Annotated in this window: 20 protein-coding genes and 4 pseudogenes; 13 read left to right on the forward strand and 11 right to left on the reverse strand. The window is 61.5% G+C overall.

Annotation, left to right across the window (positions count from 1 at the left end):
• Positions 1-4: 4 nt before the first annotated feature.
• Genes G8767_RS26855 through G8767_RS36605 form a run of 3 tightly spaced genes read right to left on the reverse strand, consistent with a single transcriptional unit; the run spans position 5 to position 721 of the window.
• A complete protein-coding gene (locus tag G8767_RS26855; protein WP_047270607.1) occupies positions 5-313 on the reverse strand; it encodes a hypothetical protein in 309 nt (102 codons plus the stop codon).
• Positions 310-600, reverse strand: a complete 291-nt coding sequence (locus G8767_RS26860) for a MerR family DNA-binding protein (RefSeq protein WP_223304461.1) — start codon at positions 598-600, stop codon at positions 310-312. The genes G8767_RS26855 and G8767_RS26860 overlap by 4 nt, the downstream gene beginning before the upstream one ends.
• Positions 590-721 (reverse strand): MerR family DNA-binding transcriptional regulator, encoded by a 132-nt coding sequence (locus tag G8767_RS36605; RefSeq protein WP_223304459.1) that lies wholly within the window; start codon positions 719-721, stop codon positions 590-592. The genes G8767_RS26860 and G8767_RS36605 overlap by 11 nt, the downstream gene beginning before the upstream one ends.
• Positions 722-922: 201 nt before the next feature.
• On the opposite strand from G8767_RS36605, the pseudogene G8767_RS26865 reads away from it, so the two are divergent.
• Positions 923-1186: pseudogene (locus tag G8767_RS26865) on the forward strand (cytochrome b); the annotation flags it as partial.
• A gap of 63 nt (positions 1187-1249) precedes the next feature.
• Here G8767_RS26865 and G8767_RS26870 read toward each other — a convergent pair.
• Both G8767_RS26870 and G8767_RS26875 read right to left on the reverse strand, forming a co-directional pair.
• Complete coding sequence (locus tag G8767_RS26870) at positions 1250-2872, reverse strand: Nramp family divalent metal transporter (RefSeq protein WP_047270656.1); 1623 nt, start codon at positions 2870-2872, stop codon at positions 1250-1252.
• 43 nt (positions 2873-2915) lie between these two features.
• Complete coding sequence (locus G8767_RS26875) at positions 2916-4259, reverse strand: CBS domain-containing protein (RefSeq protein WP_166812803.1); 1344 nt, start codon at positions 4257-4259, stop codon at positions 2916-2918.
• 931 nt (positions 4260-5190) lie between these two features.
• On the opposite strand from G8767_RS26875, the gene ccsB reads away from it, so the two are divergent.
• The 5 genes from ccsB to phoU all read left to right on the forward strand — a co-directional run bounded on the left by ccsB (position 5191) and on the right by phoU (position 9625).
• On the forward strand, positions 5191-6177 hold the full coding sequence (gene ccsB, locus G8767_RS26880) for a c-type cytochrome biogenesis protein CcsB (protein WP_047270614.1): 987 nt from the start codon (positions 5191-5193) through the stop codon (positions 6175-6177).
• A gap of 270 nt (positions 6178-6447) precedes the next feature.
• Entirely contained in the window at positions 6448-6717 is a 270-nt protein-coding gene (locus G8767_RS26885; protein ID WP_052959928.1) for a WhiB family transcriptional regulator, read from the forward strand.
• Positions 6714-7043 carry a hypothetical protein gene (locus G8767_RS26890; RefSeq protein ID WP_054827429.1) on the forward strand — a complete coding sequence of 110 codons (330 nt, stop codon included), beginning with the start codon at positions 6714-6716 and terminating at the stop codon, positions 7041-7043. Before G8767_RS26885 ends, G8767_RS26890 begins: the two co-directional genes overlap by 4 nt.
• Before the next feature lie 1506 nt (positions 7044-8549).
• Complete coding sequence (locus tag G8767_RS35965) at positions 8550-8726, forward strand: ANTAR domain-containing protein (RefSeq protein WP_232354283.1); 177 nt, start codon at positions 8550-8552, stop codon at positions 8724-8726.
• A gap of 233 nt (positions 8727-8959) precedes the next feature.
• On the forward strand, positions 8960-9625 hold the full coding sequence (phoU, locus tag G8767_RS26900) for a phosphate signaling complex protein PhoU (protein WP_047270619.1): 666 nt from the start codon (positions 8960-8962) through the stop codon (positions 9623-9625).
• 272 nt (positions 9626-9897) lie between these two features.
• Here phoU and G8767_RS26905 read toward each other — a convergent pair whose 3' ends face one another.
• Together G8767_RS26905 and G8767_RS26910 are read right to left on the reverse strand one after the other, a co-directional pair.
• Positions 9898-10065, reverse strand: coding sequence for a hypothetical protein (locus tag G8767_RS26905; protein ID WP_155419211.1), 168 nt, complete (start codon positions 10063-10065; stop codon positions 9898-9900).
• Positions 10066-10260: 195 nt separating this feature from the next.
• The gene (locus G8767_RS26910) at positions 10261-12276 is read right to left on the reverse strand and encodes a heavy metal translocating P-type ATPase (protein WP_047270622.1); all 2016 of its coding nucleotides are present in this window, start codon (positions 12274-12276) and stop codon (positions 10261-10263) included.
• 101 nt (positions 12277-12377) lie between these two features.
• Between G8767_RS26910 and G8767_RS26915 the strand changes: the two genes are divergently transcribed.
• From G8767_RS26915 to ccsA, 7 genes and pseudogenes are all read left to right on the forward strand, one after another.
• Positions 12378-12740 (forward strand): metalloregulator ArsR/SmtB family transcription factor, encoded by a 363-nt coding sequence (locus G8767_RS26915; protein WP_047270658.1) that lies wholly within the window; start codon positions 12378-12380, stop codon positions 12738-12740.
• Between the two features lie 778 nt (positions 12741-13518).
• A complete protein-coding gene (locus tag G8767_RS26920; RefSeq protein ID WP_134929860.1) occupies positions 13519-13842 on the forward strand; it encodes a hypothetical protein in 324 nt (107 codons plus the stop codon).
• A 300-nt stretch (positions 13843-14142) separates the two neighbouring features.
• A complete protein-coding gene (locus G8767_RS26925) occupies positions 14143-15720 on the forward strand; it encodes an NlpC/P60 family protein (RefSeq protein ID WP_058228114.1) in 1578 nt (525 codons plus the stop codon).
• 132 nt (positions 15721-15852) lie between these two features.
• Positions 15853-16541 (forward strand): annotated as a pseudogene (locus tag G8767_RS26930) (cbb3-type cytochrome c oxidase subunit I); the annotation flags it as partial.
• Positions 16542-16746: 205 nt separating this feature from the next.
• A pseudogene (locus tag G8767_RS26935) lies at positions 16747-17923 on the forward strand (IS3 family transposase).
• Positions 17924-18237: 314 nt separating this feature from the next.
• On the forward strand, positions 18238-18714 hold the full coding sequence (locus G8767_RS26940) for a hypothetical protein (RefSeq protein ID WP_047270626.1): 477 nt from the start codon (positions 18238-18240) through the stop codon (positions 18712-18714).
• A gap of 118 nt (positions 18715-18832) precedes the next feature.
• Positions 18833-19006: pseudogene (gene ccsA, locus G8767_RS26945) on the forward strand (cytochrome c biogenesis protein CcsA); the annotation flags it as partial.
• Positions 19007-19761: 755 nt separating this feature from the next.
• Here ccsA and G8767_RS26950 read toward each other — a convergent pair.
• From G8767_RS26950 to G8767_RS26965, 4 genes are all read right to left on the reverse strand, one after another.
• Entirely contained in the window at positions 19762-20448 is a 687-nt protein-coding gene (locus G8767_RS26950; protein ID WP_047270628.1) for a DUF305 domain-containing protein, read from the reverse strand.
• A 38-nt stretch (positions 20449-20486) separates the two neighbouring features.
• Positions 20487-22949: a heavy metal translocating P-type ATPase gene (locus tag G8767_RS26955; protein ID WP_058228111.1), complete on the reverse strand. Its 2463-nt coding sequence runs from the start codon at positions 22947-22949 to the stop codon at positions 20487-20489.
• 363 nt (positions 22950-23312) lie between these two features.
• Positions 23313-25616, reverse strand: a complete 2304-nt coding sequence (locus G8767_RS26960; protein ID WP_166812805.1) for a heavy metal translocating P-type ATPase — start codon at positions 25614-25616, stop codon at positions 23313-23315.
• Between the two features lie 48 nt (positions 25617-25664).
• On the reverse strand, positions 25665-26009 hold the full coding sequence (locus tag G8767_RS26965) for a heavy metal-associated domain-containing protein (protein ID WP_240952846.1): 345 nt from the start codon (positions 26007-26009) through the stop codon (positions 25665-25667).
• Between the last annotated feature and the right edge of the window lie 198 nt (positions 26010-26207).

The raw sequence follows: 26207 nt of genomic DNA on the forward strand, positions 1-26207 counted from the left end.
TTGGTCAATCCATTCCGAATGCTCTCCTCAGCGCCGACACAGTAGGAGCGCCGTCGACAGCGCCCGCGGCATCGCGATAGAGCCTGCAGGACACGCTCGGGATCTGATTTGACTCGGCTAAGGGATCGTGGCCGTCGACGAGCAACGTCGGAGACCCGGCCATACCCGCGAGTGCTGCTGATTGGGAATCCTCGATGACCAGGTGGCGCAGTTCCCATTCGATCGATACACCCGCGAGAGCTTGCTCGATTCGTTGTTCGAGGAGCGGCACGTTGGGGCAGTCCAGGACTTGCAAAATTTCGAGTTGAATCATGGTGTTCCTTCGTCGGTGTGCAATGTCTGGAGCATGGGGCAGTGCCGGTCAGCTCGCGGTAGTGCACAGGTGGAAGCGAATTCGGTCAATGAGGCCCGCATGCATTGCAGATCTCGGATCTTTTCGTCGAGCTCGGCGATCTTCTTCTGGGCGAGTCTCCGCGCTGCGTCGCAATCGTCCGGTCCGCCACCGTAGAGGTGGAGAAGTTCGTTGATCTCCTCGAGGCTGAAGCCGTGTTCCTGGGTGCGTTTGACGAACCGGATAATCTCGACCGCCTCATCCCGGATATGAGCGGTATCCCGAGGCGGATCGTGGAGGCTGCTGCAGGAGTCCGCGCCGTTCGTAGTACCGCAACGTCTGCACATTCACCCGTGAGGGTGGCCAGTTCACTGCTACGCATGTTGCCATTGTGAACCCTGTACCCGGCTACGGAGTCAAGTTGTTCTGCCCGGCGGCAGGACATCGTCGACGGTGACCACGCCGACGACTGGGATTGTCGCGAGTTTATAGTCGGCCATCAGTACCACGACCACGACGAGGAAGCGCAGCATCCGAACCCGCGAGCCCTGCGATCGGTGCTGAATCTCCGACTACCACCGCACGCAGGCAAACCTGCTGCAGCGTCCGCGGGACGTTCCGGTCCGCACCGCGATCGGCGCGATGGTCATCGCGTTCTACCTGGTCTGACGATCCCCTGCGTCAACGACATCATTGCGTACAAGTTCAACATCTCGCTGAACGCGATGATGTGGATCGGCCGAATCGGCATGGTGCTGCTGCCCCCCGATCGCGTTCTTCGTCACCTACCGGTTCTGCCTGGGTCTGCGGCGCAGCGACCGTGAGGTTCTCGAGCACGGCATCGAGACCGGCATCCCGCGTGGTGGTGACTCCCGAGCTGCTGGTACTCGCACTCTCATTTGGCTGCGGCTCGGCATCCTATCGGCTGCCGAGTTGAATAGCCTTGACCACGAGAAGTATCGCGCCGATGACGAGGTAGCCCCGCAAGGCCAGCATGCCCAGTTTCGTTCCGGAGGACCACACGACCGGTTCGAGCAGCGTCAGCGGCGGCATCCGCCACTGCATCTTTGCCTCTCGCCCGACGTCAGGGGGCAGAGCGGTGACTACGCCGCGGCGCCGGTCGAGCCACCGCACGCCAACTGTTGCGACGATGCCAGCGACGACCAACGCTATCCCTAGGTATATTGAGGCGGTCACCACGTTGAGGTCGGGAAAAACGGTGGTGGCCATGAGGATTCCCGAGAGCATCAGCAGGACCGCGACGATCAGCCCGGCGACGAGGTTGAGCCAGCGCGGATTAATCCAGGGTCCGAGTACTTGCCGGTCGTTGCACAGCAGCAACAGGAACACGCTCGCGCTGGGCAGGAGCAGTCCGGCAAGAGCCTGCACGGCGGTAGTGATCAGTCCAAGCGGTGCGCCGGGGATCAGCACGATCCCCGCGGCAAGGAGGACCATGGCACCGTATGAGAGGTAGAAGGGTTTGGCCTCCTTGAACCCTCGGTGTAGCGAGTGGCTGATCCCGAACACGTCACCGAAGGCGTAGCTGGTCGACAGAGTGACCGCAGCGGCACCGATGATCGAGGCGTCGAGAAGCACGATCGCGAAGATCGGGCCGAGGACGGAACCATTCGCGCTGAGTAGGCGCGCGATGTCGCCGGCGTCCACGAATTCTCCGACACTGCCAGTTGAGCGGGCGGCGTAGTCGGCGGTCATCATCAATGCCGCTGCGCCGGCGACGACGACCAGCGCCCCGAGGACGGTGTCGGCTCGTTCGTAGCTGATGAACCGCGGGGTGATCCGTTTGTCGATGATGTTGGACTGTTGGAAGAACAGTTGCCACGGCGCGACAGTGGTGCCGACGATTGCGATAATCAACAACACCGCGTCCGAGGTGATCCCGCCTCGGACGCCCGGAATCGCGAAGTCTCGGGCAGCGCGACCCCAGTCTGGGTGTGAGAGCAGCAGCATCGGGATCTGTACCGCCGTGACGGCGATGAAGACGAACATCGCACGTTCCCAGCGGCGGAAGCTGCCGGTGGCCATGATCGCGATCAACGCGACCGCAGCGGTCGGCACGACGATGTACCGTGAGACGCCGAAGTAGCTGGCGGCCAGTGAAACTCCGATGAACTCGGCGACGATGGTCAGGAAGTTCAATACGAACAGATCGCCGACCGAGAACCAGCCCCACCCGCGGCCGAAGCGCTCGTTTATCAGCCGGGCATGCCCCACCCCGGTCACCGCCCCGAGTCGGACAACCATCTCCTGGTTGACGATCAGCACTGGAATCAACAATAGCAACACCCAAAGCAGCGAGTACCCGTAGTTCTGGCCGGCCTGCGCGTAGGTGGCAACACCGCCGGCGTCGTTGTCACCGACCATGACGATGAGGCCAGGCCCGACGATCGCCAACATGGTCAGCATCCGAGCCTTGAAAGTGCGGCGAGATTCCTTGTCGGACAAACTGATTCTTCCGAGCGCCCCCTCGATGTCGCCGAGGTGCGCGGAATCGAGGACTGCGGACGGTCGCGGTTCAGGCATACCGACAGGCGTATGTGCCGGGGTGGCGTCGGTGATCTCGGGTTCAGCCACGGTCATCACCGCCTGGATCTGTGGAGGTGGTGTTGGTCGTAGGGTGGTCGGTGGCGCGCTCGACGATGGGCCTCGGTGCAGGTTCTCGCCGTCGCCAGTCGTCGGGGATGGAGGCCTCGAGGACATCGTCGACGGTGACCACGCCGACGACGTGGTCGGCATCGTCGACGACTGGGATCGTCGCGAGGTTATAGTCGGCCATCAGCACCGCCACCTCGGTTAGGTCCGCCACGGGGGTCACGCGCACAGGGTCGGTGTCCATGATGTCGACGATCGGGGTCACCGACTCCGATTGCAGCAGCCGGATGACCGACGCCACCCCGATCAGCCGGCCGGCGTCGGTGAGCACGTGCACCTTCAGCAGAGCCTCGGGCTGCATGGACCGTGCTGCTGAGATTGCCGACAGGGCCTGCGCCGCAGTGGCGGTGGCGGCGCAGGAGATGACGTCGACGCTCATCAGGCCGCCGGCGCTGGACGAATTGAACCCCATTAGTGTGATCACCTTCGTGCGTTGGCCGGCCGGCATCAGATCGAGCACTCGTCGACGGCGGGACTGTCGTAACTCTGCGACTGCGTCGGCGGCGTCGTCTGCGCGCATGAGACCAAGCACACCGGCCACCTCGACGTCGCTCATGTCGGCGAGCAGCTTGTTGGCCTTGCCCGGGTCGAGCTCTTCGAAAACGTCCGCCTCAAGCTCGGGGTCGGTGTGGACGCGGTCAAGGATTTCCCCACCCTCGCGCTTGTCTGCGCCCTCGAGCAGATCTGCAATCTGCGCCGGTTTAAGGGTGCCGACTCGCCCGCCGACCCGCCGCACTACCATGCTGTGTTTGTGGCCGATCAAGGGTTCGAACGCTTTCCAATCCCGACTGGCGTGTCCTCCATGGGATTTGATTAAGCCGAAGAACCGGGCCGGGCGGCGAGTGTCGAGCCGTGCGAGTACCCACCCGTGACCGGGGTTCTCGAGTTCGATGTCGTAGGCGTGCACCAGCTCCGCGGCCGGGACGTCGATCAGCCGATGGCCAAGGACGTCGGAACGCAGCAGTACCTCGCCCTCGCGGCGCTCGAACCCGCGCAGGTCCACCTTGTTCTGCGCCAGCATCACCCGGTCCCCGTCGAGGTGCTCGATCCGTTCGACAGAAACGTACATTCGCCGACCACCGACATTGACTACCAGCCCGGATACCGTCGGGTAGGTGTCCACGCCGAGCAATCGCACGATCAGATCGTCTAGGGCGCCGACGATGTCCCCATTCCGTGCGATCACTGGTCGCTTCAGTAGCTGTGAGAGATGGATCACCGGATGCGTGGGGGCTCCGTCGGTCGCTGACTCGGTCATCGGCACTCCTCGCGTCGGTGGGTGGTGGGACGAGCCACGCAGGATGCGCACACTCGCGCGACGGCTATTGATGTCCGATTGAAAGGTCGGTGGACGGACAAGCGTGGCCTAAGTTCGGCGCGGCTCGGTCAGTTGCGACTCAGTTCGCCGGTGACGACGCATCTGCATGGTTGAAACTCGCGACCAAAACTTCAAGCACGCCACCTTCTCGCTTCGCGGACAAGCCTTCCCGCTCCGGTATTGTTACATGCGCACCTATGCATGTAAAGTCCGGTTTGGGAGCCGTTTGGGGCGACTCTCAAGCTCGGCGACTTCTGGCGTAGCGGTTCGGGTTGTGAGGTTGTCGGAGCAGAGGCTCAATGCGGATGCACGGTCGACCCCGCCTTTGGTGAGCGTATTCATACATCCGCCCATCTATCGCGCACGTGGTCCAGTGCACCTAGAAGCGTTGCCGTGAGCGCGAAGTCGCGTCCCCGGAGGGTCGGTCAGCAGATCAATGCGTCAACGTGTTCGCTCGGTGACATGGCAATGTTCGTTGCGTCAGCGAGCCCTTGCGCCCTGAGGGGTTTGGCATATCACTCAGCGCCGCGGAACGCGGTATCCGACGGCAGCCTCATTTTCCGGGTGACTCCCCGTTGAGCCACACAACATTGACTACTATCGGGCATAGTAGTCAATATGTGCCCTCGCCGACCTCTACGGGCATGCTGATCTGAACGGACGACTGATCGAAACCGCAGTGCGCCGAGGTCGGGCAATGACGCGTACGGCGGGTCCGGCGCATCCCAGACGGAATTGTAGGTTGTGCGATTCTGCCAAGTCTGCGGCACGGATTAATGGACCACGAATGACGTACGAGTAGTAGAAACTCGCTGGACGGGTGCGGCCGCATCTGATCTGAGAACCCGGATGGCTCAGGAGAGGACCCACCGTGCCCATCAACCAAACCATTGCCAGGCTGAGTGACCTGTCGTTCCAGTCGGCCTTCGCCGTGTATCTGTTAGCCCTCGTGTTGCTGATCTGGCACTACGCCGCGACACGCACCGACCACGTCCACCGGTTCGAGTTGGGGAGCAGGAAGCTTGTGGCGGCAGGGGGAGTCTCGGCGCCGTCGCCGGAAGTGCCCGGACGGATCGTTTCGGCTCCGCCGAAGCCAGTGCCCGAGCGTCTCGGCAACATGGGTGCCGCGGTTCTCGTCGTGGGCTTGGGACTGCACCTTGTGTCGATCGTGTTGCGTGGCTTCGCAACCGGACGTTTCCCGTTGGGCAACATGTACGAGTTCGTCACCATGGCCACCGCGGCCGCAACGGCGACTGGCATCGTGTTTCTGCGTGGGCAGACATACCGCGCGATGTGGGTTTTTCTTCTGGCGCCGGTCCTAATCCTGATGTTCGTTGCGGCAACCCTGCTCTACGCCGACGCAGCGCCTGTCGTTCCGGCTCTGCAGTCCTACTGGCTTCCGATCCATGTCACAATCGTCAGCATCGGCAGCGGCGTCTTCCTGGTTTCCGGCGTGGCCAGCCTCGCGTTCCTACTACGGATCCGACAGCCCGCCGGCGCGGAGCGCCGCGGGCCTGTAGGTTCGATGGCTCGTCGTTTGCCCGACGCCCAGACACTCGACCGGTTGGCCTACAGAACCGTCATCGTCGGCTTCCCTCTCTTTGGTATCGGAGTCATCCTCGGCGCGATCTGGGCGGAGGCAGCCTGGGGTCGGTTCTGGGGGTGGGATCCCAAAGAGACGATGTCGTTTATCGCCTGGGTGATTTACGCCGCCTACCTCCACGCCCGAGCGACCGCAGGTTGGCGCGAGACCAAAGCCGCTTGGATAAACATCGCAGGATTCGTCTCGATGCTGTTCAATCTGTTCATCATCAACATGGTCGTGTCCGGATTGCACTCCTACGCCGGTCTGAGCTGAGCGATTCGTGATCGAATTGAAGCTCGACGGGCACGTCCACGGTGGCGTTCGAAGCGAAGACAACGTATGAGTGCCCAAAGAATGATCTTCGTAGGCTACGTCGCGGGGCGCGACTGGTGCGTTCGAGGCGGCGGGGGGTTCCTTCGTGTCTTGCCTTCCTGCTGCTTGTTTGAATGCAGTCACGGGTTTGGTTATAGGTTATTCGGGTGAGGGCGTGACGGAAGGCGAGGTTCGAGTGCCGGTGGAGGGTGGTCTTACTGCTGGAAGCCGGTGGGATTCGCCGACTCGGCGGATTTGTCAGAACTGCCCCTGCTCGGTAGTTGTCGCGAGTATGCCCTGGGTGCTGGTGAGCCGTACGGAACCTGGGGTGGCATGACCGAAGCCGATCGAAAGCTGGGATCATCCTTTGACCCCGTCGGAGACAGGTGTGTAATTGTCCCGTGGGTCAACCGCAAATCCACGTTGCGAAGTCCGCTCGGCCGGGGAATGGTCTTCGAGATTCTCTTGCGGCGCCGCTGTATCAAGGAGGCGATTCGATGACGAATGACGAGGCGCCTCTGTCGGTTTACCGAATGACGGGCGATGACCTGGTCGCGGAGTACCAATACTTGTACGACAGGTTTGATCGCCACACCCCGAATCAAAAGGCGCGGTTCTACTATGTGAACGGGGAAATGAAAGCTCGTGGGCTCGAACATGGCATGCCAACTCCCGCTGCGCGCGATCACGACGATGCCTGGGATGGAGAGATCCGAGATTCGCGTGTTACGCGAATAACTGCACTGCATGGCTTCCCGGTCGATTTTACGGTGTCGAATCGGTGCGCAATACACACTCATCAAGGGCCTGGGATCAACGAGCACTGAGGCGGTCGCTGAAACCACTCACGCCCGCGGACTCAGGCGTTTGACGGATCACGGTGATGCTCCCTCTTCGGGTGTGGTGTCATCAGGTTCTCCTGACTGTATTGCGTAGAGGTTCGGCTTGCACTGGACTGCTTTTCGGCGGCTAGCGCACAGATAATCGAAGTTACAGATTGGAAAACTTGCGCTGCAGGCGTAGCACCGACCGTCTTGACTTTGCGACACGGCGAAAAATGCTGTGGTGGCATGGAGTTCGCTTTCGGACTGATCTCGTGAGGTCCTCCGTGCCGTTCGTGGTTCTCTGGCCGAGATCGACGAGTGAGAGCGAGCTTTCGGTGCAACTGCGAGATTGGGCCGTGCATCATTGCAGGACCATATGTGCTCTACCCAACCGATGGGGCGCTGACGCCGGGAGGGCAGTCTCGACGACCATACAAGGCAGAGGACCGATGAGACCGGTAGATGCCGGCGCCCGCTCCCGGACGTGTACGACTAGGCCGTACGCTTCGCGGGCGGTCGAGGTGAGGTTTGTCCTGTTTGCCGTGGTGCTTTGCCCCAATCTCCTCATTTCGGAAAATGCTGCCATGCACTCGCGAGTGAAACGCGACGCGATCGCACGGGTACGTGCTGAGCACACGTCGACACCATCAATCCATGTCTGCCACCATGGGGGTCGCGTAGACGAGTGTGTGTTCTAGGCGTTGCCCCCGGCCAGGCGTTGCGGCAAGATCGAAGGTTCCTAGGCGCTGTCCGGGGTGAAATTCTTCTGTACCCATGTTTTCGGCGGCCGAGCGAGGGTATGTGTTTTCGCCAGTTGGGGGGACACAGTTCCACCGTGGTTCACCAGGTCAGGGTGAGACGTCCGACCTGATGGGCCGTGCGGCCCGGTGTCAGGGTCGACGGGCGCGCAGTCAGAGGCGGCCCACCGAATTTTCGGCCTGCGCGACATCGCGTTCGGTGGGCCGAGTGCAACGCCACGTCGGGATGGTGCTGCATTGATCGACTGTAGCGAAAGCATTGTCTGCGTTCGACTCCTGACGTTTCCGCTCGGACAGATCCGCCCTGTGAAGATGCAGTCCGCGAAGGTGGGTGTGGTGGCGTAGCGGAGAGTATTGGGGGAGGGGTGATGTCGGAGGTGCTGGGCGTATTCGGGTGATGCGCCGGGTCCGCTTTCTTGCTGTTGAAGTTCGGTGTTGATGCGGCGGGCTTCCGCGAGTTGGTCTTCGAGGAAGATAATGCCTCACGCCTCGTAGAGGGCGGTGCCGGCGGCGACCAGTTTGGGCCGTTCAGTAGTAGACATCGCATCGTCGACACAAATGGTGTGACGAGATCGGTGAATCGTGGTGGGCGACAGCATCCTCGGCGGCAACGACGAAGTAATCGGTAGTGCCGGTCTTTACATAGACGTCACCGAAACGCTCGACCGCATGGGTCAGGGAGTCGGTCGACGAGTTGGTCGATGAGATCAGTAGCTCCCGTGGAGCGATCGAGCAGGCCAAAGTGATGCTGATGATCGTGTACGGAATTTCCGCGGAGCGGGCCTTCGACATTCTCATCTGGCGCTTGGAGCAGAAGAACGTCAAACTCCGCCAGGTGTCCGAGCAGTTGAGCGCCCGTGTTCGCGCAGACTTCGCTCTACTCGGTGGGTTGCGTTCGCAATTCGATCAGCTGCTGCTCGGTTTGTGACCGATGACAGACTGAATCGCGTTGTGGTCGGCACCTGCGGCTGACTGCTTAACCACAGGCACCTCGCCGACAGCACCCATTACGGCTGTCGGCTTCAATCCATTTCTACCCGTCACCGGCGGGCACAGAAACGGTATTGCCCGGACGGAGGCCGAGAAGAGGCGCAATGGACCCGATGCCCCGGATCGAACTGAAGACGAAACAACCGCTGGGTACACATCTAGGGTGATGAGATGCGCACACATTTCGCCGACAGCCTCGACGACCTCTCGTGTGGCCTGGCGTCGATGTGCGGGCTCACCGTGACAGCGATGTCGGAGGCAACGGCAGCCCTCCTCGATGCCGACCTTCGCACCGCCGAGCGAGTACTCGACGCGAACACCGACCTCGAGCGGGCCGCCTCCGACTGGGAACACAAGTCATTCTCACTTCTCGCCTTACAAGCCCCTGTGGCACATGACCTCCGATTTACCGTTGGCGGTTTGCACATCGCCGCAAGTCTGCAACGTATGGGCGCACTGGCCGTCCACATCGCCAAGATCGCGCGCCTGCGCCACCCGACGTCGGCCGTACCGCCCGAAGCGCGGGCAGTCGTAGCGGACATGGGAAGGACAGCAGTGGCTCGGGCGACCGAAACCCAGGTAATACTGCGGCACGTCGATTCTGCTCACGCGCAAGAGCTTGTGGCCGCCGACACGGTCATGGACGAACTGCACCGGCGCCTGTTCACCGTCACCCAAGCCCAACAATGGCCGCACGGAGTGCAAGCTGCTGTCGACATCACCCTGCTCGGACGGTTCTACGAACGATTCTGCGACCACACTGTGGAAATCGGACGACGCATCATCTTCCTCGAAACCGGTCGACTCCCCGCCCGACCCGACGCGCTCCTTCCGTAGGTTGAAGCTTGCCGGGATGTCAGGAGGGGAGATGACGCATTCCGGCCCCGATGTGGAAGCCGGCTGTCTGGTCAGTCGGAAGACGTGGACAGTGTGATGAGATCCGATTTGGTGTTGCGTTGGGAGTTCGATTCTCGCGCCCGACCTTGGCTGCACGACGTCGCCTCTCCCGAGGAAGGATCTTGACCCCACGTCCGTGGTCCCGCTCGTGGTTGCGAGATGAGATGCAGCACGAGTGTATCGGCGGTGAGCATGGTCGATGCCGTGCCGGGCTACTGTGCGGCGTTCTCCGAATTGAGTCGACTGATCTCCGCGCGCATGCGTCGCATCGGTCGGTCAACTCGGCTCTTTCTCTCGTTGCCCGCGGTCATCAGTCCAATTATGGCGGCCATTCCTGCTGGAATTCCGAGAACTACGACGAGGAACGGCGCCAAGCTCATGGAGTTCTCCTATGCTCGGATCGAGCGGTCTGGGACAGTGTCGATCAACAACCTACTATCGTCAATAGTAGATTGCTCATGGCGGGTGGTCCATTGACGGCGTCCCGCGGCAAAACTCGCGGGTTCCCTTCGCCACTACGTAGCGCGCAGGCAATCGAAGGCGGACGACCTTTGCTTGGGAGATGTACCTCTTCTCTAGATGGATCGAGCCCGGCGCCACCCGAGGTTGCCTGTCTCGTAGCGCCACGCGCGTTGGGAAAGTAGTCGCATTCCGTTGAGTCCGACGATGACGGTGGAGCCTTCGTGTCCGGCGACGCCGAGGGGTAACGGTAAGTGCCCGAACAGGTCCCACAGGACGAGGGTGGTGATGAAGGTGGCGGCGATCGCGAGGTTGGCGATCACGATGCGCCGGGCACGGCGTGAGAGGGCGATCACGCGCGCGATGGTGGCGAGTTCGTCACGGACGATGACGGCGTCGGCGGTGTCGAGTGCGAGGTCGGATCCGGCGCGGCCCATGGCGATGCCGGTGTGCGCGGCGGCGAGTGCGGGGGCGTCGTTGACACCGTCACCGACCAGTAGCACTTTCGCGCCGCTGCGTTCGAGGTCGGCGACGGCGGTGACCTTGTCCTCGGGGAGGAGTCCGGCTCGCATGTCGGTGATCCCGACCTGTGCGGCGAGCGCAGCGGCGGCGCGGGGATTGTCGCCGGTCAGTAGAACCGGAGTGTGTCCGGTGAGGGTGGTCAGTTCGTCGACGACGTCGCGGGCGCCGTCGCGGAGTTGATCGGCCAGTCCGAGTACTCCGATCGGTGCGGCGTCGACAATCACCACGATCGCGGTCTTTCCGCCGGCTTCCATTTCGGCGGCCGCAGACATCGCTTGCGCCGTGGCACGGTCCGCGATCGCGGCCGACGCCGCTGGAAGCAGGTGTGCGGGGCTGCCGACCTGAATCCGGCGACCGTTCAGGCGTGCTCGCACTCCCCGGCCGGGGGCGGAGTCGAACTCTTCGACAGGGGGCACCTGCAACCCGCGTTGGCGGGCAGCGGCGACGACCGCGTCAGCGAGCGGGTGCTCACTGGGATGCTCGGCCGCGGCGGCGAACGTGAGCAGCTCGTCGGCGGCGAGGTTCGCCCCGCTCATCGGCCGGATGTCCGTCAGGGCCGGGGACCCCTTGGTGAGGGTTCCGGTTTTGTCGAATGCGACGGTGGTGACCGAACCGAGCTGCTCCATCACGACGGCGGATTTGACCAACACGCCGTTGCGGCCGGCGTTGGCCATCGCCGCCAGTAGCGGCGGCATCGTGGCCAGCACGACTGCGCACGGGGAGGCGACGATCATGAACGTCATCGCTCGCAGCAGCGACGGTTGCAGGGCGCCGCCGAGCGCGAACGGGATGAAGAACACTGCGAGGGTCGCGGCCACGACTCCGACCGAGTAGTACTGCTCGACCTTCTCGATGAACAGCTGCGACTTCGCTTTGGTGGCGGACGCTTCTTCGACCATCGCCACGATCCGCGCGACGACCGTCTCCGATGCCGCGTGATCGATCCGGATTCGCAGAGTGCCGGTCCCGTTGAGGGTTCCGGCGAACACCTCGTCATCGCGATGTTTTGCCACTGGTAGGGGTTCTCCTGTGATCGAGGCCTGATCGACATCGCTGCTTCCGGAGATGATCCGGCCGTCGCCGCCGATCCGCTCGCCCGGCCGGACGACGATCACATCACCTGCCGTCAACGACGCCGCATCCACCATGGTTTCGTGCCCGTCAGGGCCGATGACGGTGGCACGTTCGGGAGCAAGATCGAGCAGGCTGCGCACCGAGTCGGCGGTGCGCTGGGTCAGGAATGCTTCCAACGCGCCGGAGGTGGCGAAGATGACGATCAGCAGGCCGCCGTCGAGGACCTGGCCGATCGCCGCGGCGCCGATCGCGGCGACGATCATGAGCAGGTCGACGTCGAGGGTTTTCTCTCGAAGCGCCTGCAAGCCCGCCAGTGCGGGCTCCCACCCGCCGGTGACGTAGCAGCCCAGATACAGCGTCCACCACAGCCAGGTCGGGGCACCGCCGAACTGAGCGGCAAGCCCGAGGACGAACAGCCCGGTCGCGATGGCTGCCCACCGCACTTCCGGGAGTGCGAACGGCCGGGTGCGGACGGCGGTTGCGGCCCGGGGCGCCGCGGGCTCGGTGTGTGGATCGCTGCGTACAGGGGTGGTCATGGCACGGCTTCCGGCTGGGGGCAGGGGGGTAGGAACGAACGCCACGATACAGGAAAACATGAAGACCTCTTCATGTAATCATGATGGGTAAGATGCTTCACATGGGTCACGGAGTCGAAGGCACGTCCACACCGCCCGCGCAGCTCGATGCGGAGTCGGCCGCGACGGTGGCTGCCACGTTGCAGGCGTTGGCGACGCCGAGTCGACTGCGGATGTTGACTCGGCTGCGGCACGGGGCGTGTTCTGTGGGTGACCTGGTGGAGGCGGTGGGGATGGAGCAGTCCGCTGTCTCGCATCAACTGCGACTGCTGCGTGCGATGGGGTTGGTGACGGGGACGCGGCAGGGCCGCAACGTCGTGTACAGCCTGTACGACAATCATGTGGCGATGCTTCTCGACGAAGCGGTCTATCACATCGAACATCTCGGGCTCGGAATCGCCGACGACCCGATCCCTGCCCTGTAAAGAGCTCACCCCATATGTGGCCAATCGACGCCGGAGTCCCTCGGCGGCGCGTCCGACGACCAGGTGATCAGTGCGTGCGGCGACACACTCGCTGAAGCTCATGCTGCAGTGGTGTTACCAACCTCGATCTACTCGCTGGGGCGAGATGAATGTGTTGATCAATCGGCAATCTCCTGATCGGGCTACCCTTCATTTCGACCCCTGACATCTCCTCCCTTGGTCGGTGGAACAAAGAAAGCGATCCAACCCGATGGATATTCGCAGTCTGCCTCGGTACATGACGGTGGCGGCTGTGGTCGCCGCCGCCGTGACATCACTCACGGCCTGCACGAACAGCGGTACCGATAGTGCGGAGCCTTCCCTTCAGTCATCGTCGAGCAAGGCCGGCGAACCCTCGGCAGTGATGAATGGGCTCGAGTCCAGCACCTCCGATATGGCGCTGATTACTGATGATTCGATGATTCCCGCCGGTCAAGCCACGACGTGGAGATTCCGAATCGACGATTCAGGGGGTGGCGCGGTAACCGAGTACGAGGCAGAGCAAGGCCAGCTCATGCATCTGTATTTCATTCGGGATGACTCGACGAGATTCGCGCATCTGCATCCGATCATGGCTGGCGACGGCACGTGGAGCGCCCCGATCTCAGGCCTCGTACCCGGGAGATACCGCGTATACGCCCAGTTTAGGGCTCTTAGCGGGAAAACCTCTGAAACGCAGGTGCTTTCGCAGCTGGTCACAGTTCCTGGGGAGGGGACTCCGGAAAGGCTTCCACACGCCATGCCGTCGACCTCGGTCGACGGCTACACGCTCACGGTCGCGGGGAAACTCACACCCGGCCAGTCGGGAGAGCTCACGGTGGACATTGCCGGAGGCGACGAGCAGGGATCCGACGTGCAGCGCTACGAGGGCGCCTATGTCCATGTCACTGCAATCCATGCACAGACTCTCGCCTTTGCTGATCTGACGCCACTGGACAGCGATCAGCGAGGTCCGGAATTCGATGTACCTGCGAAACTCTCGAAATCCGGCGACTGGCGACTGTTCATCGAGTTCCAGACAGGAGGCCAGTTGCACACCGCGGCGATCACCATCGCTCTGTAACGAACCTTCAGCAGGCGCAATGACAATCGGGATGTGCCCGCCGGCGCCTCGTGCGTGCACCCGACATTCCTGAGCAAGGCGGGGTGGCGATTCCACGCAGCGGGTGCGAACGGTCCCGAGGTCAGGAGCATTGCCGTTCTGGTCCAATCCGGTACGACAGCACGGTTAGCCGATCTGTGGTGCGCGAGGGAAACATGTGACGCTTTTTGTCATATGGGGCAGTTGATGATGTTTATCTACTATTGTCCTTAGTACATGGGTGTCGAGCGCAGTTTGAGTCGTCGAGGACGAGGGGTGTTTGTGAGGCAACGGAATCGACTCACGCATGCTCGCACGAGAGTCGCTCACGCCGTCCTTGGTCTGGCTCTCGCCGGATCGATCGTCGCAACCACTCCCGGTATCGCGATGGCGGTTCCGCCGCCGCCACCGAATCCGAGCGATACCGAGTTGCAACAGGCAGACTCACGCGTGGATCAAACTCTGGGCCGTATCGGCGATCTGATCAACGACGTTGCGTCGGCGAATGCGCAACTCGCTGAGATCGCCGCCCAGGTTGCGATCAAGCGGGAGGACGTGAACAAGGCGTTGGTGGACCTTCAGTCATCCCGTGATGTCGCGGTGGCCGCCACTGCTGCTGGGGCAGCTGCACGCACCGACATGGGAGTGGCTGGGCAGGCAATCGAGGTGGCGCAACAGCAGTTCGACGATTTCGTTGCCGCCAGCTACAGACAAGGCAGCACCGCCGGCTCGCTGACCGTCTTCCTCGGAAGCGACAGCCCCGACGATCTCTTGGCCAAAGCTGACCTGGTGCGGATGATTACGAAGAAGCACAACGCGGTCATGGACGAGCTTCAGCGCGCACGAACGGCGCGATCGAACACGGAGTCTGTGGCACGGGCGGCCCAGGCGACCGCCGACGCTGCTGCAGCCAGAGCAGAAGACAACAAAGCCCTCGCAATGGAAGCAATCCAGCGCGTGACGGATGCGCAGAAGTCGGCAACAGAGCAACAGGCAGTGGTCATGAAGGAGCGCGATTCCGCGCAAATCGAGTTGGAGGCAGCGAGAAACAGCGCGACGGGATTGCAGAACCAGCGTCAGGTCTACGACCAGTGGGATACTCAGCGCAGAGCAGAGGAAGCAGCTACCGCTGCGGCGATCGCCGCAGCGCAGCAAGCAGCATCGGAAGCTGCGACCCGGGTTGCTGCGGATCAAATTGCACGTGATCGCGCCGCGGACATTGCCAGCAGACAGCGTCCGCATACCCAGATCAGCGATGATTCCTCGGAGACGAAGGTGCCGTCGGTGACGACTACGCCGTCACCGTCTGCTGCTTCTACAAGGGCTCCCACGTCGGTGACGGCTACGCCGTCACCGCCTGCTTCTCCAACCAAGGCTCCGTCGGTTACGACGGAGCCCGGAGGTGGCGTGAGTGACGACGGTCAGAATTCGGTCACCGGTGACGGTGCCATCGAAACTGTCATCGACCGGGCAATGTCGCAACTCGGTGTCCGCTATTCGTGGGGAGGCGGAGACGCAAACGGGCCGACCGTCGGAATTCGTGACGGCGGAGTCGCGGACACTTTCGGTGATTTCGAAAATGCAGGCTTCGACTGTTCCGGAATCATGATCTATGCGTTTGCTGGTGTGGGAATCTCACTTCCGCACTACTCCGGGTACCAGTACACCGCGGGAAGGCAGGTTCCAGCCTCTCAGATGAAGCGAGGGGATCTGATCTTCTACGGGCCCAACGCAAGTCAGCACGAGGCGCTCTACCTTGGCAACAATCAGATGCTTGAATCCCCGCAGTCCGGCGATGTGGTCAAGGTTTCCCCGGTGCGTTGGGACGGCATGGTGCCCAATGTGACCAGGCTTCTCTAGCTCTTCTCCGTCGGCGGTACGGTTGGCTTCAGAGGTCGGCGAAAATCGTTGCGTACGTCTGTCTCCATAAGAGTTTCGCCGGGCGTGCGCGCGGACATGTGGGGATCGTGGGGTTGGCGTTATCGGGATTGGTGGAAGGGGCAATTGACTTTCGAGTCGCCGATGCTGTTCTCGATCAGTTTCTTGATCACCTTCTTAGTCGATGGTCTTTCGGAGGTGCTTCTGGCCAGACCACCGTTCGATTTTCAGGTCACCGACAGTTACTTCGGCGTGGCACATTTTCACTACGTGGTCTTCGGTACGGTTGTGTTCACCACGTACGCGCGGATCTACTTCTGGTTCCCTAAGATGACTGGCCGAGTGATGGATGAGTGGCTGGGCAAATGGCATTTCTAAGCGGCGTTCGCGGATTCCACATGACCTTCCTCGTGCAGCACTGGCTCGGCGTCGAGGGGATGCCGCGCCGCTAAGCGGATTACCTACCTTTGGACGACTTTGCGGTACTGAACTCCATCTCGACCGTAGAGTCCTTCGTCTTGGGTGCATTCACCATTCACCTTGCCGTTCATCTGGAACGTCTTCAGGAGCTACAGATTTGGTGAAGTCGTCACGGTCGACGATCCGTGGGGCAATGGCAATTCTCTCGAGTGGGCGACCAGCTGTCCGCCGCCACGCCACAACTTCACCGAGCCCCTATCCGCTCCGAGTGTCCGGCGTTCGAGATGCACCACCCACACATGGTGGAACGGATTCGGGCTGAAGCTCACACCGGAAGGTTCCATCCCACAACGAGCACACTGGCGGGAAACGGATCCGAGTGAGCCGTGTCGTCCGCAAACTACGTGTACGCAATATATGTCGCACGTATGACGGGAAGAAGTGAGGACACGAAGTCGCCATGAGTTCGTTCCCAATTTCGGTGATGACTGTGCCGGCGACGGATGAGACTGGCATGACCCCCATCAAGTGACCCGCAAGCTATGAGAATCCTTCCGCCCTGATCAAGGGCATGAAAGGCTGCAACTCATGGCTGGACGCAAACGGCACACGCCCGAACAGATCATCCGAAAACTGCGCCACGGCGACGAACTTGCCGCCACAGGCGCCGACGACGAGGAAATCGCCCGACAACTCGACGTCTCGGTGCCGACGCTCTACAACTGGCGCAAGCAGTATGGCGGCATGAAAGCCGACGACGCCAAAGAGTTCAAAGAACTCAAGAACGAGAACGCCCTGCTCAAGAAGCTCCTCGCCGAAGCCGAACTCGAAAAGGCTGCACTCAAGGAGATTGCTCGGAAAATTCTGGGTCAGGCCGTTCCGTCAACGGGTTGATTCCATTATCACTGGAAAATTCTGAGCCTGACCGCCAAACGAAACGCTGTCGTCATGCTCCAGGAAACGATGGGGCTCTCACAGCGTTTCGCCTGCAAAATCGTCGGGCAACCGCGATCCACCCAACGAAAAGCGCTTGCGAGAGACACCCCGGACGATCCGGACGCCGATCTGCGGAAGTGGTTGCGAGACTGGGCCAAAGCGAATGCCCGCAAGGGGTTTCGTCGGGCGTGGGCGGACTTGCGTGCCATGGGCTGGGTGATTAACAAAGAAGAAGGTTCAGCGTCTCTGGCGCGAGGAAGGGTTGCGGGTGAAGGTCCGCAAAATCCGCAAACGAGCCGACGCTTCGACCACCCCGATTGCCGAGGCACATGCACCGAAGGTGGTGTGGGCGATCGACTTCCAGTTCGACTTCACCACCGACGAACGGAAGTTCAAGATCGCGTCAATGGTGGACGAGCATTCGCGCCAGTCGGTGCTCAACATGGTCGAGGGATCCATCCCGGCAGAGGATCTCGTCGCCGCCCTGGAGAAAGTGTTCGCGCTCTGGGGCGGCCCGCCACAGGTGTTGCGGTGCGACAACGGACCCGAATTCATCTCCGAGGCGTTGCGGACGTTCTGCGAGGACCGACTGGGAATCGGATATGTTCCCCCTGGTCAGCCGTGGAAGAACGGCTACATCGAATCCTTCAACAACCGAGTCCGTGACGAATGCCTGAACATGAACGAGTTCCACAGCCTCCTCGAAGCCCGGGTGGTCATCGAGGACGGGAAGGAGGACTACAACACCCGACATCGGCATTCATCGCTGGCTTACCGCACTCCGAATGAGTACAGCTGCCAGCTGTATTCACACGCATTGATTCTCTGATAGCGAGTGGCTCACCAAACGGGGTCCTACCAAGACGACAGCCGCACTGACCGATTCGTTGTTACGCGAACTCTTACCGCGCTCACGTTTGTCGGTGCGGGCCTCGGTTGCCCTGCCTCGACGCTGCGCAAACTCCCGCTGTCCCGCGCATCGTATTCGATCGCCGTGGAGACTTCGCTTTCACACACGTGCACCTCGGTGATACCCCTGTCGGGTGGGATGCAAGTCGTTGAAGGATTGCCGTTTCCGGTCGTCTCATACAGTGAACTACTATCTCTTTTAGTAGTTCACTGTATGAGGGAGGGACATCGGCGATGACGAATTGGTCGCTCTGGCGTTGGATTACTGCGTCGGCAGGTGCGGTGGCAGCAGCGCTCATCGTCGGCGTCCCCACCGGGATAGTGCCGACTTCGTTCTACCAGCGGATGACTCCGGTGCTGTGGTGGAACTATCCGGTGTGGATCGCGAACGCGATATTGAGTGGATTGATACTCGCGACGTATGTGCGAACGCAATCCAGTTCTGCAGCACCCTCGCGCGTGGGCATTGGCAGCAATGCGCTGGCTCTGTTGGCCGTCGGCTGTCCGGTGTGCAACAAATTGGTGATCATGACTGTCGGTGTGACGGGTGCGTTGAATCTGTGGGCACCGATACAACCGGTCCTGGGGCTGATTTCACTGGCTTTGATGGCGGGCGCGTTTCGGCAGCGGTTGAAAGGTGAGCGGGCGTGCGGAGTGCGTACTTGTGTGTCGAAGGACTCGATCGGTACTGCGGTCCCCGAACGCTCCTAGTGCGCGATTGGATGTTGTCAAGAAGGATGGGACCCCAAGGAAACGGTCTCCTGTTGACGACGGTTGAAAACTAGTCCAGAAACGACGGGTGGTCTAGTTTTCAACCGTCGTTCACATCTCCTTCATCGCTTGGGTGATCTACGCCGCCTCTCTGCACGCGCGTGCTACTTCTGGTTGGCGCGATACCCGTGCCGCCTGGATAATCATTGCCGGTTTCGTCGCAATGCTGTTCAATCTCTTCATCATCAAGATGGATGTCTCCGGCCTCCATTCGTACGCGGGACTCAACTGAGAGCGAGCGGGTGAGAGTGGCGCGGGGGCATATGGATCAGGGGAGCCCCGCGCCTGCATGCCGGGGGAGTGGCGCAGCCATTCTGATGTGAGTGTGTGAACGTGGTGATCAAACTTGTCAATCATGCGCACTTCCTGCCCTTGCAAGGCGGAAGCCGTTGTGGCGCCGCGTCAGGGAGTTTCTTTTCCCGACATCCTGCGCGACACTCGAGTTCATCGTGTATCAGTGTCAACCTGATGTGGTCGCACCTGCTCAATACCGGCTGGCTTTCGAGTCGGTACGCCTCCGCGATCAACTCGGAGTCGGTCATCCCCCGCCGAACGTCCTGCATCATGACCTCCATGTCGTCTGTTCTCGTTTGCGTACCCGGCCTGTCCCTCGTTAATCGATGGGCTCGGTTTGCGCCTGGACCTGATTGATGCAAATAGATCGGTTCGGTTCAGGCGTGGGTTTTTGTGCACCCGTTCCTACCTCGTGCTGGTGGGTATCCCACGGAGCCTGACCAGAATGTTGAGCCCGACGAATGTGACCGCGCACGCAGGACGGCGCGTGCGGATCTCGGGATATCTTCGGGTGTAATTACCAAACCCTCCAACAAATGAGGTTGCCTCGATAGTGTTCGGTGTCCTCCGGGGTATTGACCTGTCGCCTAGAAGGCTCGGTGCCTCTGCCGAGGTCAATTGTCAAGCAGAGACACCGAGCCGCGTGCGCTCACATCCGACTGAAATCTGAGCAATGAACGCCGGAAGTCGTGATCACAGCGTGGCGAGAATGCCTTCCATCGTGGTGATTTCCTGGTTTTGCGCGCTGATGATGGTCTGCGCCATGGAGATAGCTTCGGGATACTGTCCGGAATCAACTTCAGTTTGCGCCATTGCGACAGCTCCGCGGTGATGGTCGATCATCTGAGCGAGGAACAGTTTCGCGGCATCGGTTCCCTGTGCATTCTGCAGCGCGGTCATGTCATCGGCGGACATCATCCCCTCCATCATTCCCGGCGTCATCCCCATGCTCTCTGAGGGCATCGGCATGTTCATGCTGGTAGAGGGTGTCATGCCTTCCATGCTGTGGGAGGTGGTCGGCATATTCATGCCAGAGGAGGACGAACTCTGTCCCCAGCTGGTCAACCAGGCCTGCAGCTGCTCGATTTCTGGGGCTTGCGCTGCCTTGATCTGTTCTGCCAACGTCGTCACTCGGGGGTCGATACCGTCTTTGGAGAGGAGCATGTCGCTCATCTGGACGGCCTGACTGTGATGCGGGATCATCTGCTCGGCGAATGTCACATCTGCCTGATTGTGAGTGCTCGCGTTCGCCGATGAACTGGATTCGGCACTCATTGACGTTGGCGTGGAGGTAGTTTCATCGGTATTGGAGCTGTTACATGCGGTGAGGACGAATAGTGCTGCAGTTGCTGCAGCACTGATTGCGAGGACCTTCTTCATATCGGGGAATCCCTTTCGCTGGGAGATCGGTTGTCGGGTCATGAGACGTTCTGTGAGGTGGACTTCGTAGTGCTGGGTGAAGGCCGGTGTTGATCTGGGGGAGAAGGGAGGCGTAGCCGCTTCAGCAGTAGTGCATTGACTGCGACGATGAAGCTGGACCCGGACATCGACAGCGCCGCGATCTCGGGGCGAAGTACAAGTCCGAGGGAGGGTTCGAAGACTCCAGCGGCGATGGGGAGGGCGATGACGTTGTACCCGACTGCCCATCCGAGGTTCTGTCTCATCTTGCGGAGGGTGCCTCGCCCGATTTGTAGAGCGACCGGTACGTCGAGTGGGTCCGACCGCATCAGCACGAGGTCCGCTGTTTCGATTGCGACGTCGGTACCTGCGCCGATGGCGATACCGAGGTCCGCTTGTGCGAGCGCGGGAGCATCGTTGACTCCGTCCCCGACCATCGCAACCTTTTTGCCGGCATTTTGCAGCTCGACGATCTTGGCGGCTTTGTCGCCGGGGAGCACTTCCGCGATGACGGTATCGATACCGAGCTGGCCCGCGATGCGCTGTGCGGTGGCTTCGTTGTCGCCGCTGAGCATGACGACTTCGACGCCCAAGTCGTGCAGCGCCGCCACTGCGGCGGCGGAAGTCTCTCGGACAGCGTCGGCGAGTGCGATCACCCCGACGCCCTGTCCGTCGACGGCAACGAGTACTGCTGTGCGCCCGCTGGCCGCGAGGTCGTCGCGTGTACCCATCAATGTGCCGAAGTCGACGTTTTCGGCGATCATCAGTTTGCGGTTGCCCACCGCCACTCGACGACCGTCCACCTCCGCAGCCGCACCATGACCTGGCACATTACGGAAATTTGTGAGGGGAAACTCCGGGGCGCCGCGTTCGGTCGCGTAGCGGACGATCGCGCCGGCGAGGGGGTGTTCGGACTCGCGTTCGACCGCCGCGACGAGGGAAAGGAGTTCATCGGTGCCGATACCGTCGACGACGACGTCGGTGACTTCGGGTTCACCCTTGGTGAGGGTGCCGGTCTTGTCCATCACTACCGTCTCGATGCGCGCCGAGGATTCCAGCGCGGTGGCATTTTTGAACAACACTCCTCGTTGAGCTCCGAGTCCGGTGCCGACCATGATGGCGGTGGGCGTGGCCAAACCGAGAGCGTCGGGGCAGGTGATGACAACGACGGTGATCGCGAACAGAAGCGCGGTCTGCACTCCTGCACCCGCCGCCCACCAGACGAGGAAGGTGCCGGTGCCGCCGATCAAAGCAACAAGGACGAGCCAGAACGCGGCCCGATCAGCGAACCGTTGCCCCGGCGCTTTCGAGTTCTGCGCTTCCTGGACCAACGCCACTATTTGGGACAGGGCGGTGTCGGCACCGACTTTGGTTGCTCGGACGCGAAGTGTGCCCGTCGTGTTGATGGAAGCCCCGATGACTGCGGATCCCGGTTCTTTGGATACGGGAAGGCTTTCCCCGGTCACCATTGACTCGTCGACTTCGGAAGTTCCGCTCTCGACCGTTCCATCGACAGGGACTTTGCCGCCTGGTCGGATCAGTAACAGGTCTCCGACGACAACGTCGGCGGTGGGAACTTCGACGGGTTCGCCGTCTCTCAACACGATTGCCAATGGCGGGGTCAGTTCGAGCAGTGTGCGAATCGCGTCGTTGGCTCCACCTCTGGCTCGCATCTCGAACCAATGTCCGAGCAGGACGAAAGCCGTCAGCACCGACGCGGCCTCGTAGAAGACCTCGCCGCCGCCGGTGAAGGTGACGGCGACGCTGTAGAGCCAACCCGCCCCGACGGCGACGGCAACGAGGACCATCATGTCGAGGGTGCGGGCCTTCAGAGCCCGATAAGCGCCGTCGAAAAAGATCCAGGCCGAGTAGAACACCACTGGCAAGCTCAGTATCAGGGTGAATACGTCGTCGCGGAGTCCGAACGGGGCGGGAACTGTGAATCCGAACATGTCGCGCCCCATCGGGGACCACAGCATGATCGGAATGGACAGAACGAGAGCGACGAGAAAGCGATTTCGCATGTCCCGGACCATGTCGTCCATCGACATTCCGGCGTGGGCGCCTCCGTGCCCCATCATGTCCTGTGCAGAGTGTTGAGCATGTGGTTCGTGCGCTGTGTGTTCGCCGTGAGGAGATTCGCCGGGGTGTTCGACCGGTGCGTCGGTTGATGTGTCGGCGTGGTCTGAATGAACGTGGTATTCAGAGGGCGTGGCGCTGGTGCTGTCGTTTGGTTCGGAGAGGGGGTCGCAGCTGTGGGAGGGCACTGATCGCCCTGCGCAGTGATAGCCGCAGTCCCGGATCCATTGGGACAGTTCGGGTATCGAGGTTGCAGCCGGGTCGTAGGTGACCGTGGCAGTTTGGTTGAGGACGTTGGCCTCAGCAGAGACGACGCCACGTCGGCGAAGGAGAGTTGATTCGACTGCGGCTTTCGATGTCGCCCACTGCAATCCTTGTACTTCGAGAACGGTGGTTCGATTCATCTCTGCGCCCTCTCGTTGTGACCGCCATTCTTGCGGCAGCGACTGTGCGGATACCTCGGTGGCATGTTCCCGTGTTGTGGCAGATCGTCGGCACCTCTGGGGCGTGATGTTGTGGGGTCCACGTGTGTCTCAATACTGAGCCTGCCGGTGGCGGATATGCCTTGGTTAGATGTTTGGTGAAGATTCGATGAAGGACCATGGTGTCCCAAGCAGTCGACGACTGCCCTCGTCCGTGATGGTGGTCGTCGTGAAGTGAAACCTTTGGATTCGTTGCGGGTGGACAGTGGGACCTCTCCCGCACATCGCGTCCGAAGAGTTCAGGGCAGACGGAAGGTCATCGGGGCAGTCGAATTCGGGATCAAATCAGTGATCGGAGCTTGTGGCATGACTGGTGAATCGTCGTAGGCGCAAACTGTTCGTGACGACGAAGATGGAGCTGAAAGCCATGGCAGCGCCGGCGATCAGCGGGTTCAACAACCCCAGCGCCGCCAGAGGCAACGCCGCCACGTTGTAGGCGAAGGCCCAGAAAAGGTTCCCTTTGATGGTTTTCAACGTCGAGCGCGACAGACGGATCGCATCTGCGGCGGAGCGCAGGTCGCCTCGGACAAGGGTGAGATCGGAGGCTTCGATGGCGACATCGCTGCCGGTGCCCATGGCCAGACCTAAGTCTGCTTGTGCCAGAGCAGCGGCGTCGTTGACACCGTCACCGACCATAGCGACTGTATACCCACGGCTTTGGAGGTCTTTGACGGCGCTTACTTTGTCCGCGGGCAAGACTTCGGCGATGACATCGGCGGCTTCGATCCCCACTTGTTTTGCGACGGCGACGGCGGCGCGAGCATTATCGCCGGTCAACAGGATGGGACGTAGTCCCAAGGTTCGGAATGCAGTGATGGCCTCTTTCGAGGTGTCCTTGACAGTGTCCGACACGACCACGATTCCGCGGATCGAACCGTCCCACGCAACCCACACCGGGGACTTTCCGTCGGCTTCCGCGTCGTGTGCGGCCACTTCCAGATTCTTGGGTGCGACGAGAGACCAGTCCTGCTCCAACCAGGTTCGCCGACCTATAGCAACGGCTCGGCCGTCTACGACACCGGAGACGCCTCGGCCGTCGTGGTTGGAGAAACCTTCGATTCTCGGCAACGGCCGGCCGTCAGCCCGAGCTGCAAGAGTGATGGCCTGCGCGATCGGGTGTTCGGAGCCGTCCTCCAACGCTCCTGCGACAAAAAGTAATTCGTCGATATTCTCGCCATCTGCGCCGACTGTCGAATCGACACTCATGCGCCCGGTGGTGACGGTCCCGGTCTTGTCGAGCACGATGGTGTCGACCTGACGGGTGGATTCGAGAACCTGGGGGCCTTTGATGAGAATCCCCAACTGGGCGCCGCGGCCCGTTCCGACCATCAGCGCCGTCGGTGTTGCCAACCCCAATGCACAGGGGCACGCGATGATCAGCACGGCAACGGCGGCGGTGAACGCCGTCACCATCGAGTGACCGGTCAAAAGCCACGCACCCAACGTCATCAGTGAGAGAACGATGACGACCGGGACGAAGATTCCGGAGATGCGGTCGGCGAGACGTTGGACCTGAGCCTTGCCGTTCTGTGCATCTTCGACCAGTCGTGCCATCTGAGCGAGCTGAGTGTCGGCGCCGATACGAGTTGCTCGAACGAGGAGTCGCCCTCCAGCGTTGACGGTGGCGCCGACAACGGCGTCGCCAGGGCGCACTTCGACTGGCACGGATTCGCCGGTCAGCATGGAGGCGTCCACCGCAGATGTGCCGTCGGTGACGATGCCGTCGGTCGCGATCTTTTCGCCGGGGCGTACGACGAAGATGTCACCGACCACCAATTGGTCGGTGGGAATTCGGATCTCGGTGTGTTCCCTCAACACCGCTACGTCTTTGGCTCCCATGTCCATCAGTGCGCGTAGGGCTGCACCCGACTGCTTCTTGGCGCGGGCTTCGAAATATCGCCCCGCCAGTATGAAGACGGTGACCGCAGCAGCGACTTCCAGATAGATGTGGTCCGCTCCGCCCTCCTGCTGTGGGAACAGGCTGAACTCCATCTTCATGCCGGCCATTCCGGCATGACCGAAGAACAACGCCCACAGTGACCACAGGTAGGCCGCCGACACCCCCACCGAGATCAGAGTGTCCATTGTTGCCGCGCCGTGTCGGGCATTCGTCAGTGCAGCGCGGTGGAAGGGGAGTGCGCCCCAGACGACGACGGGGGATGCGAGCGTCAAGGCCAGCCACTGCCAGTTCGTGAACTGCAATGGCGGGATCATCGACAATGCGACCACCGGCACAGTCAATGCGAGCGAGACGAGTAGCCGGGTCCGCAGTTGCGAAGTCTCGTCGTGGGTCCGAGTGTTCACCCCGTCGGTAGTGCCGACCTCCCCGGACGACTCCTTGGGGGCAGGCAAGGTGGCGGTGTATCCCGTTGCCTCGACGGTGGAGATCAAGTCTTCAGGTGCTACCGCACCCGTGAAGTTGACCTTCGCCTTTTCGGTCGCGTAGTTCACTGTCGCGGTGACGCCGTCGATCTTGTTGAGCTTCTTTTCGATTCGCGCGGCGCAGGAGGCGCAGGTCATGCCGCCGATGGCCAGTTCGACACTGTGTGCGGACTCGGCAGCGACGGTCGTGTTGTCCAGGGTGCTCATCAGATGTACCTCTCCTGACCTGCCTGCGCTGGCGGTGTGGGCGCCCGGTCAGATGTTCGCGAGATGATAGTTGCCGGCTTCGTCGAGCGCGGCAGTTACTTGTTCCTCGGTCAGTGGCGCTGAAGCTGTGACGGTCACGGTGGAGACTCCTCCGGCGACGAGATCGATCTCGACCTCGCTCACTCCGGGGAGGGCGCGCAGCTCGTCCGTGACGGCGCCGACGCAATGCCCGCAGGTGAGGCCGGTGACCGCGAAGGTGTTGTTGGTTGCAGACATGATGTCCTCCGTAGTGGTGGGCGCGGATGTGGTGGGTGGTTTCTTCGTCGAGTTGCATCCACAGCCGCGTTGCGTCTTGTCGAGTAGATTCGGCTGCGAGTGGGTCTGACCGCTCATGATTCCCTTCCCGTCTGGTACCCCAGGGGGGTACCTGTTTCTACTATACTCGCGTGAGGAGAGGGTGAGTCAAGGCTGCGCCTCGACTACTTCCGTCGGACATTTGGTCGGATTCTCCCTCGTGTATTCGCCTGTGCAGAGAACGTCGAATTTCGAGCGCCCGTGGAATGCGCCGGAGCTATGGGGCTGGTGCGCCGT

Origin of the sequence: Rhodococcus sp. IC4_135, from assembly GCF_011602025.1 — a bacterium.
In the GTDB taxonomy this organism is placed as follows: domain Bacteria; phylum Actinomycetota; class Actinomycetes; order Mycobacteriales; family Mycobacteriaceae; genus Rhodococcus_F; species Rhodococcus_F baikonurensis.

Bases quoted from the DNA above. Each gene is read 5' to 3' on its own strand.
- G8767_RS26890 (WP_054827429.1), top strand. From the start codon at position 6,714: ATGACGAATGACGAGGCGCCTCTGTCGGTTTACCGAATGACGGGCGAT.
- G8767_RS36605 (WP_223304459.1), bottom strand. From the start codon at position 721: ATGGCAACATGCGTAGCAGTGAACTGGCCACCCTCACGGGTGAATGTG.
- phoU (WP_047270619.1), top strand. From the start codon at position 8,960: ATGCGCACACATTTCGCCGACAGCCTCGACGACCTCTCGTGTGGCCTG.
- G8767_RS26905 (WP_155419211.1), bottom strand. From the start codon at position 10,065: ATGAGCTTGGCGCCGTTCCTCGTCGTAGTTCTCGGAATTCCAGCAGGA.
- G8767_RS26870 (WP_047270656.1), bottom strand. From the start codon at position 2,872: ATGCCTGAACCGCGACCGTCCGCAGTCCTCGATTCCGCGCACCTCGGC.
- G8767_RS26950 (WP_047270628.1), bottom strand. From the start codon at position 20,448: ATGAAGAAGGTCCTCGCAATCAGTGCTGCAGCAACTGCAGCACTATTC.
- G8767_RS26920 (WP_134929860.1), top strand. From the start codon at position 13,519: ATGCCGTCGACCTCGGTCGACGGCTACACGCTCACGGTCGCGGGGAAA.
- G8767_RS26960 (WP_166812805.1), bottom strand. From the start codon at position 25,616: ATGAGCACCCTGGACAACACGACCGTCGCTGCCGAGTCCGCACACAGT.
- G8767_RS26855 (WP_047270607.1), bottom strand. From the start codon at position 313: ATGATTCAACTCGAAATTTTGCAAGTCCTGGACTGCCCCAACGTGCCG.
- G8767_RS26955 (WP_058228111.1), bottom strand. From the start codon at position 22,949: ATGAATCGAACCACCGTTCTCGAAGTACAAGGATTGCAGTGGGCGACA.
- G8767_RS26915 (WP_047270658.1), top strand. From the start codon at position 12,378: ATGGGTCACGGAGTCGAAGGCACGTCCACACCGCCCGCGCAGCTCGAT.
- G8767_RS26965 (WP_240952846.1), bottom strand. From the start codon at position 26,009: ATGAGCGGTCAGACCCACTCGCAGCCGAATCTACTCGACAAGACGCAA.
- G8767_RS35965 (WP_232354283.1), top strand. From the start codon at position 8,550: ATGATCGTGTACGGAATTTCCGCGGAGCGGGCCTTCGACATTCTCATC.
- G8767_RS26910 (WP_047270622.1), bottom strand. From the start codon at position 12,276: ATGACCACCCCTGTACGCAGCGATCCACACACCGAGCCCGCGGCGCCC.
- G8767_RS26875 (WP_166812803.1), bottom strand. From the start codon at position 4,259: ATGACCGAGTCAGCGACCGACGGAGCCCCCACGCATCCGGTGATCCAT.
- G8767_RS26940 (WP_047270626.1), top strand. From the start codon at position 18,238: ATGACGAATTGGTCGCTCTGGCGTTGGATTACTGCGTCGGCAGGTGCG.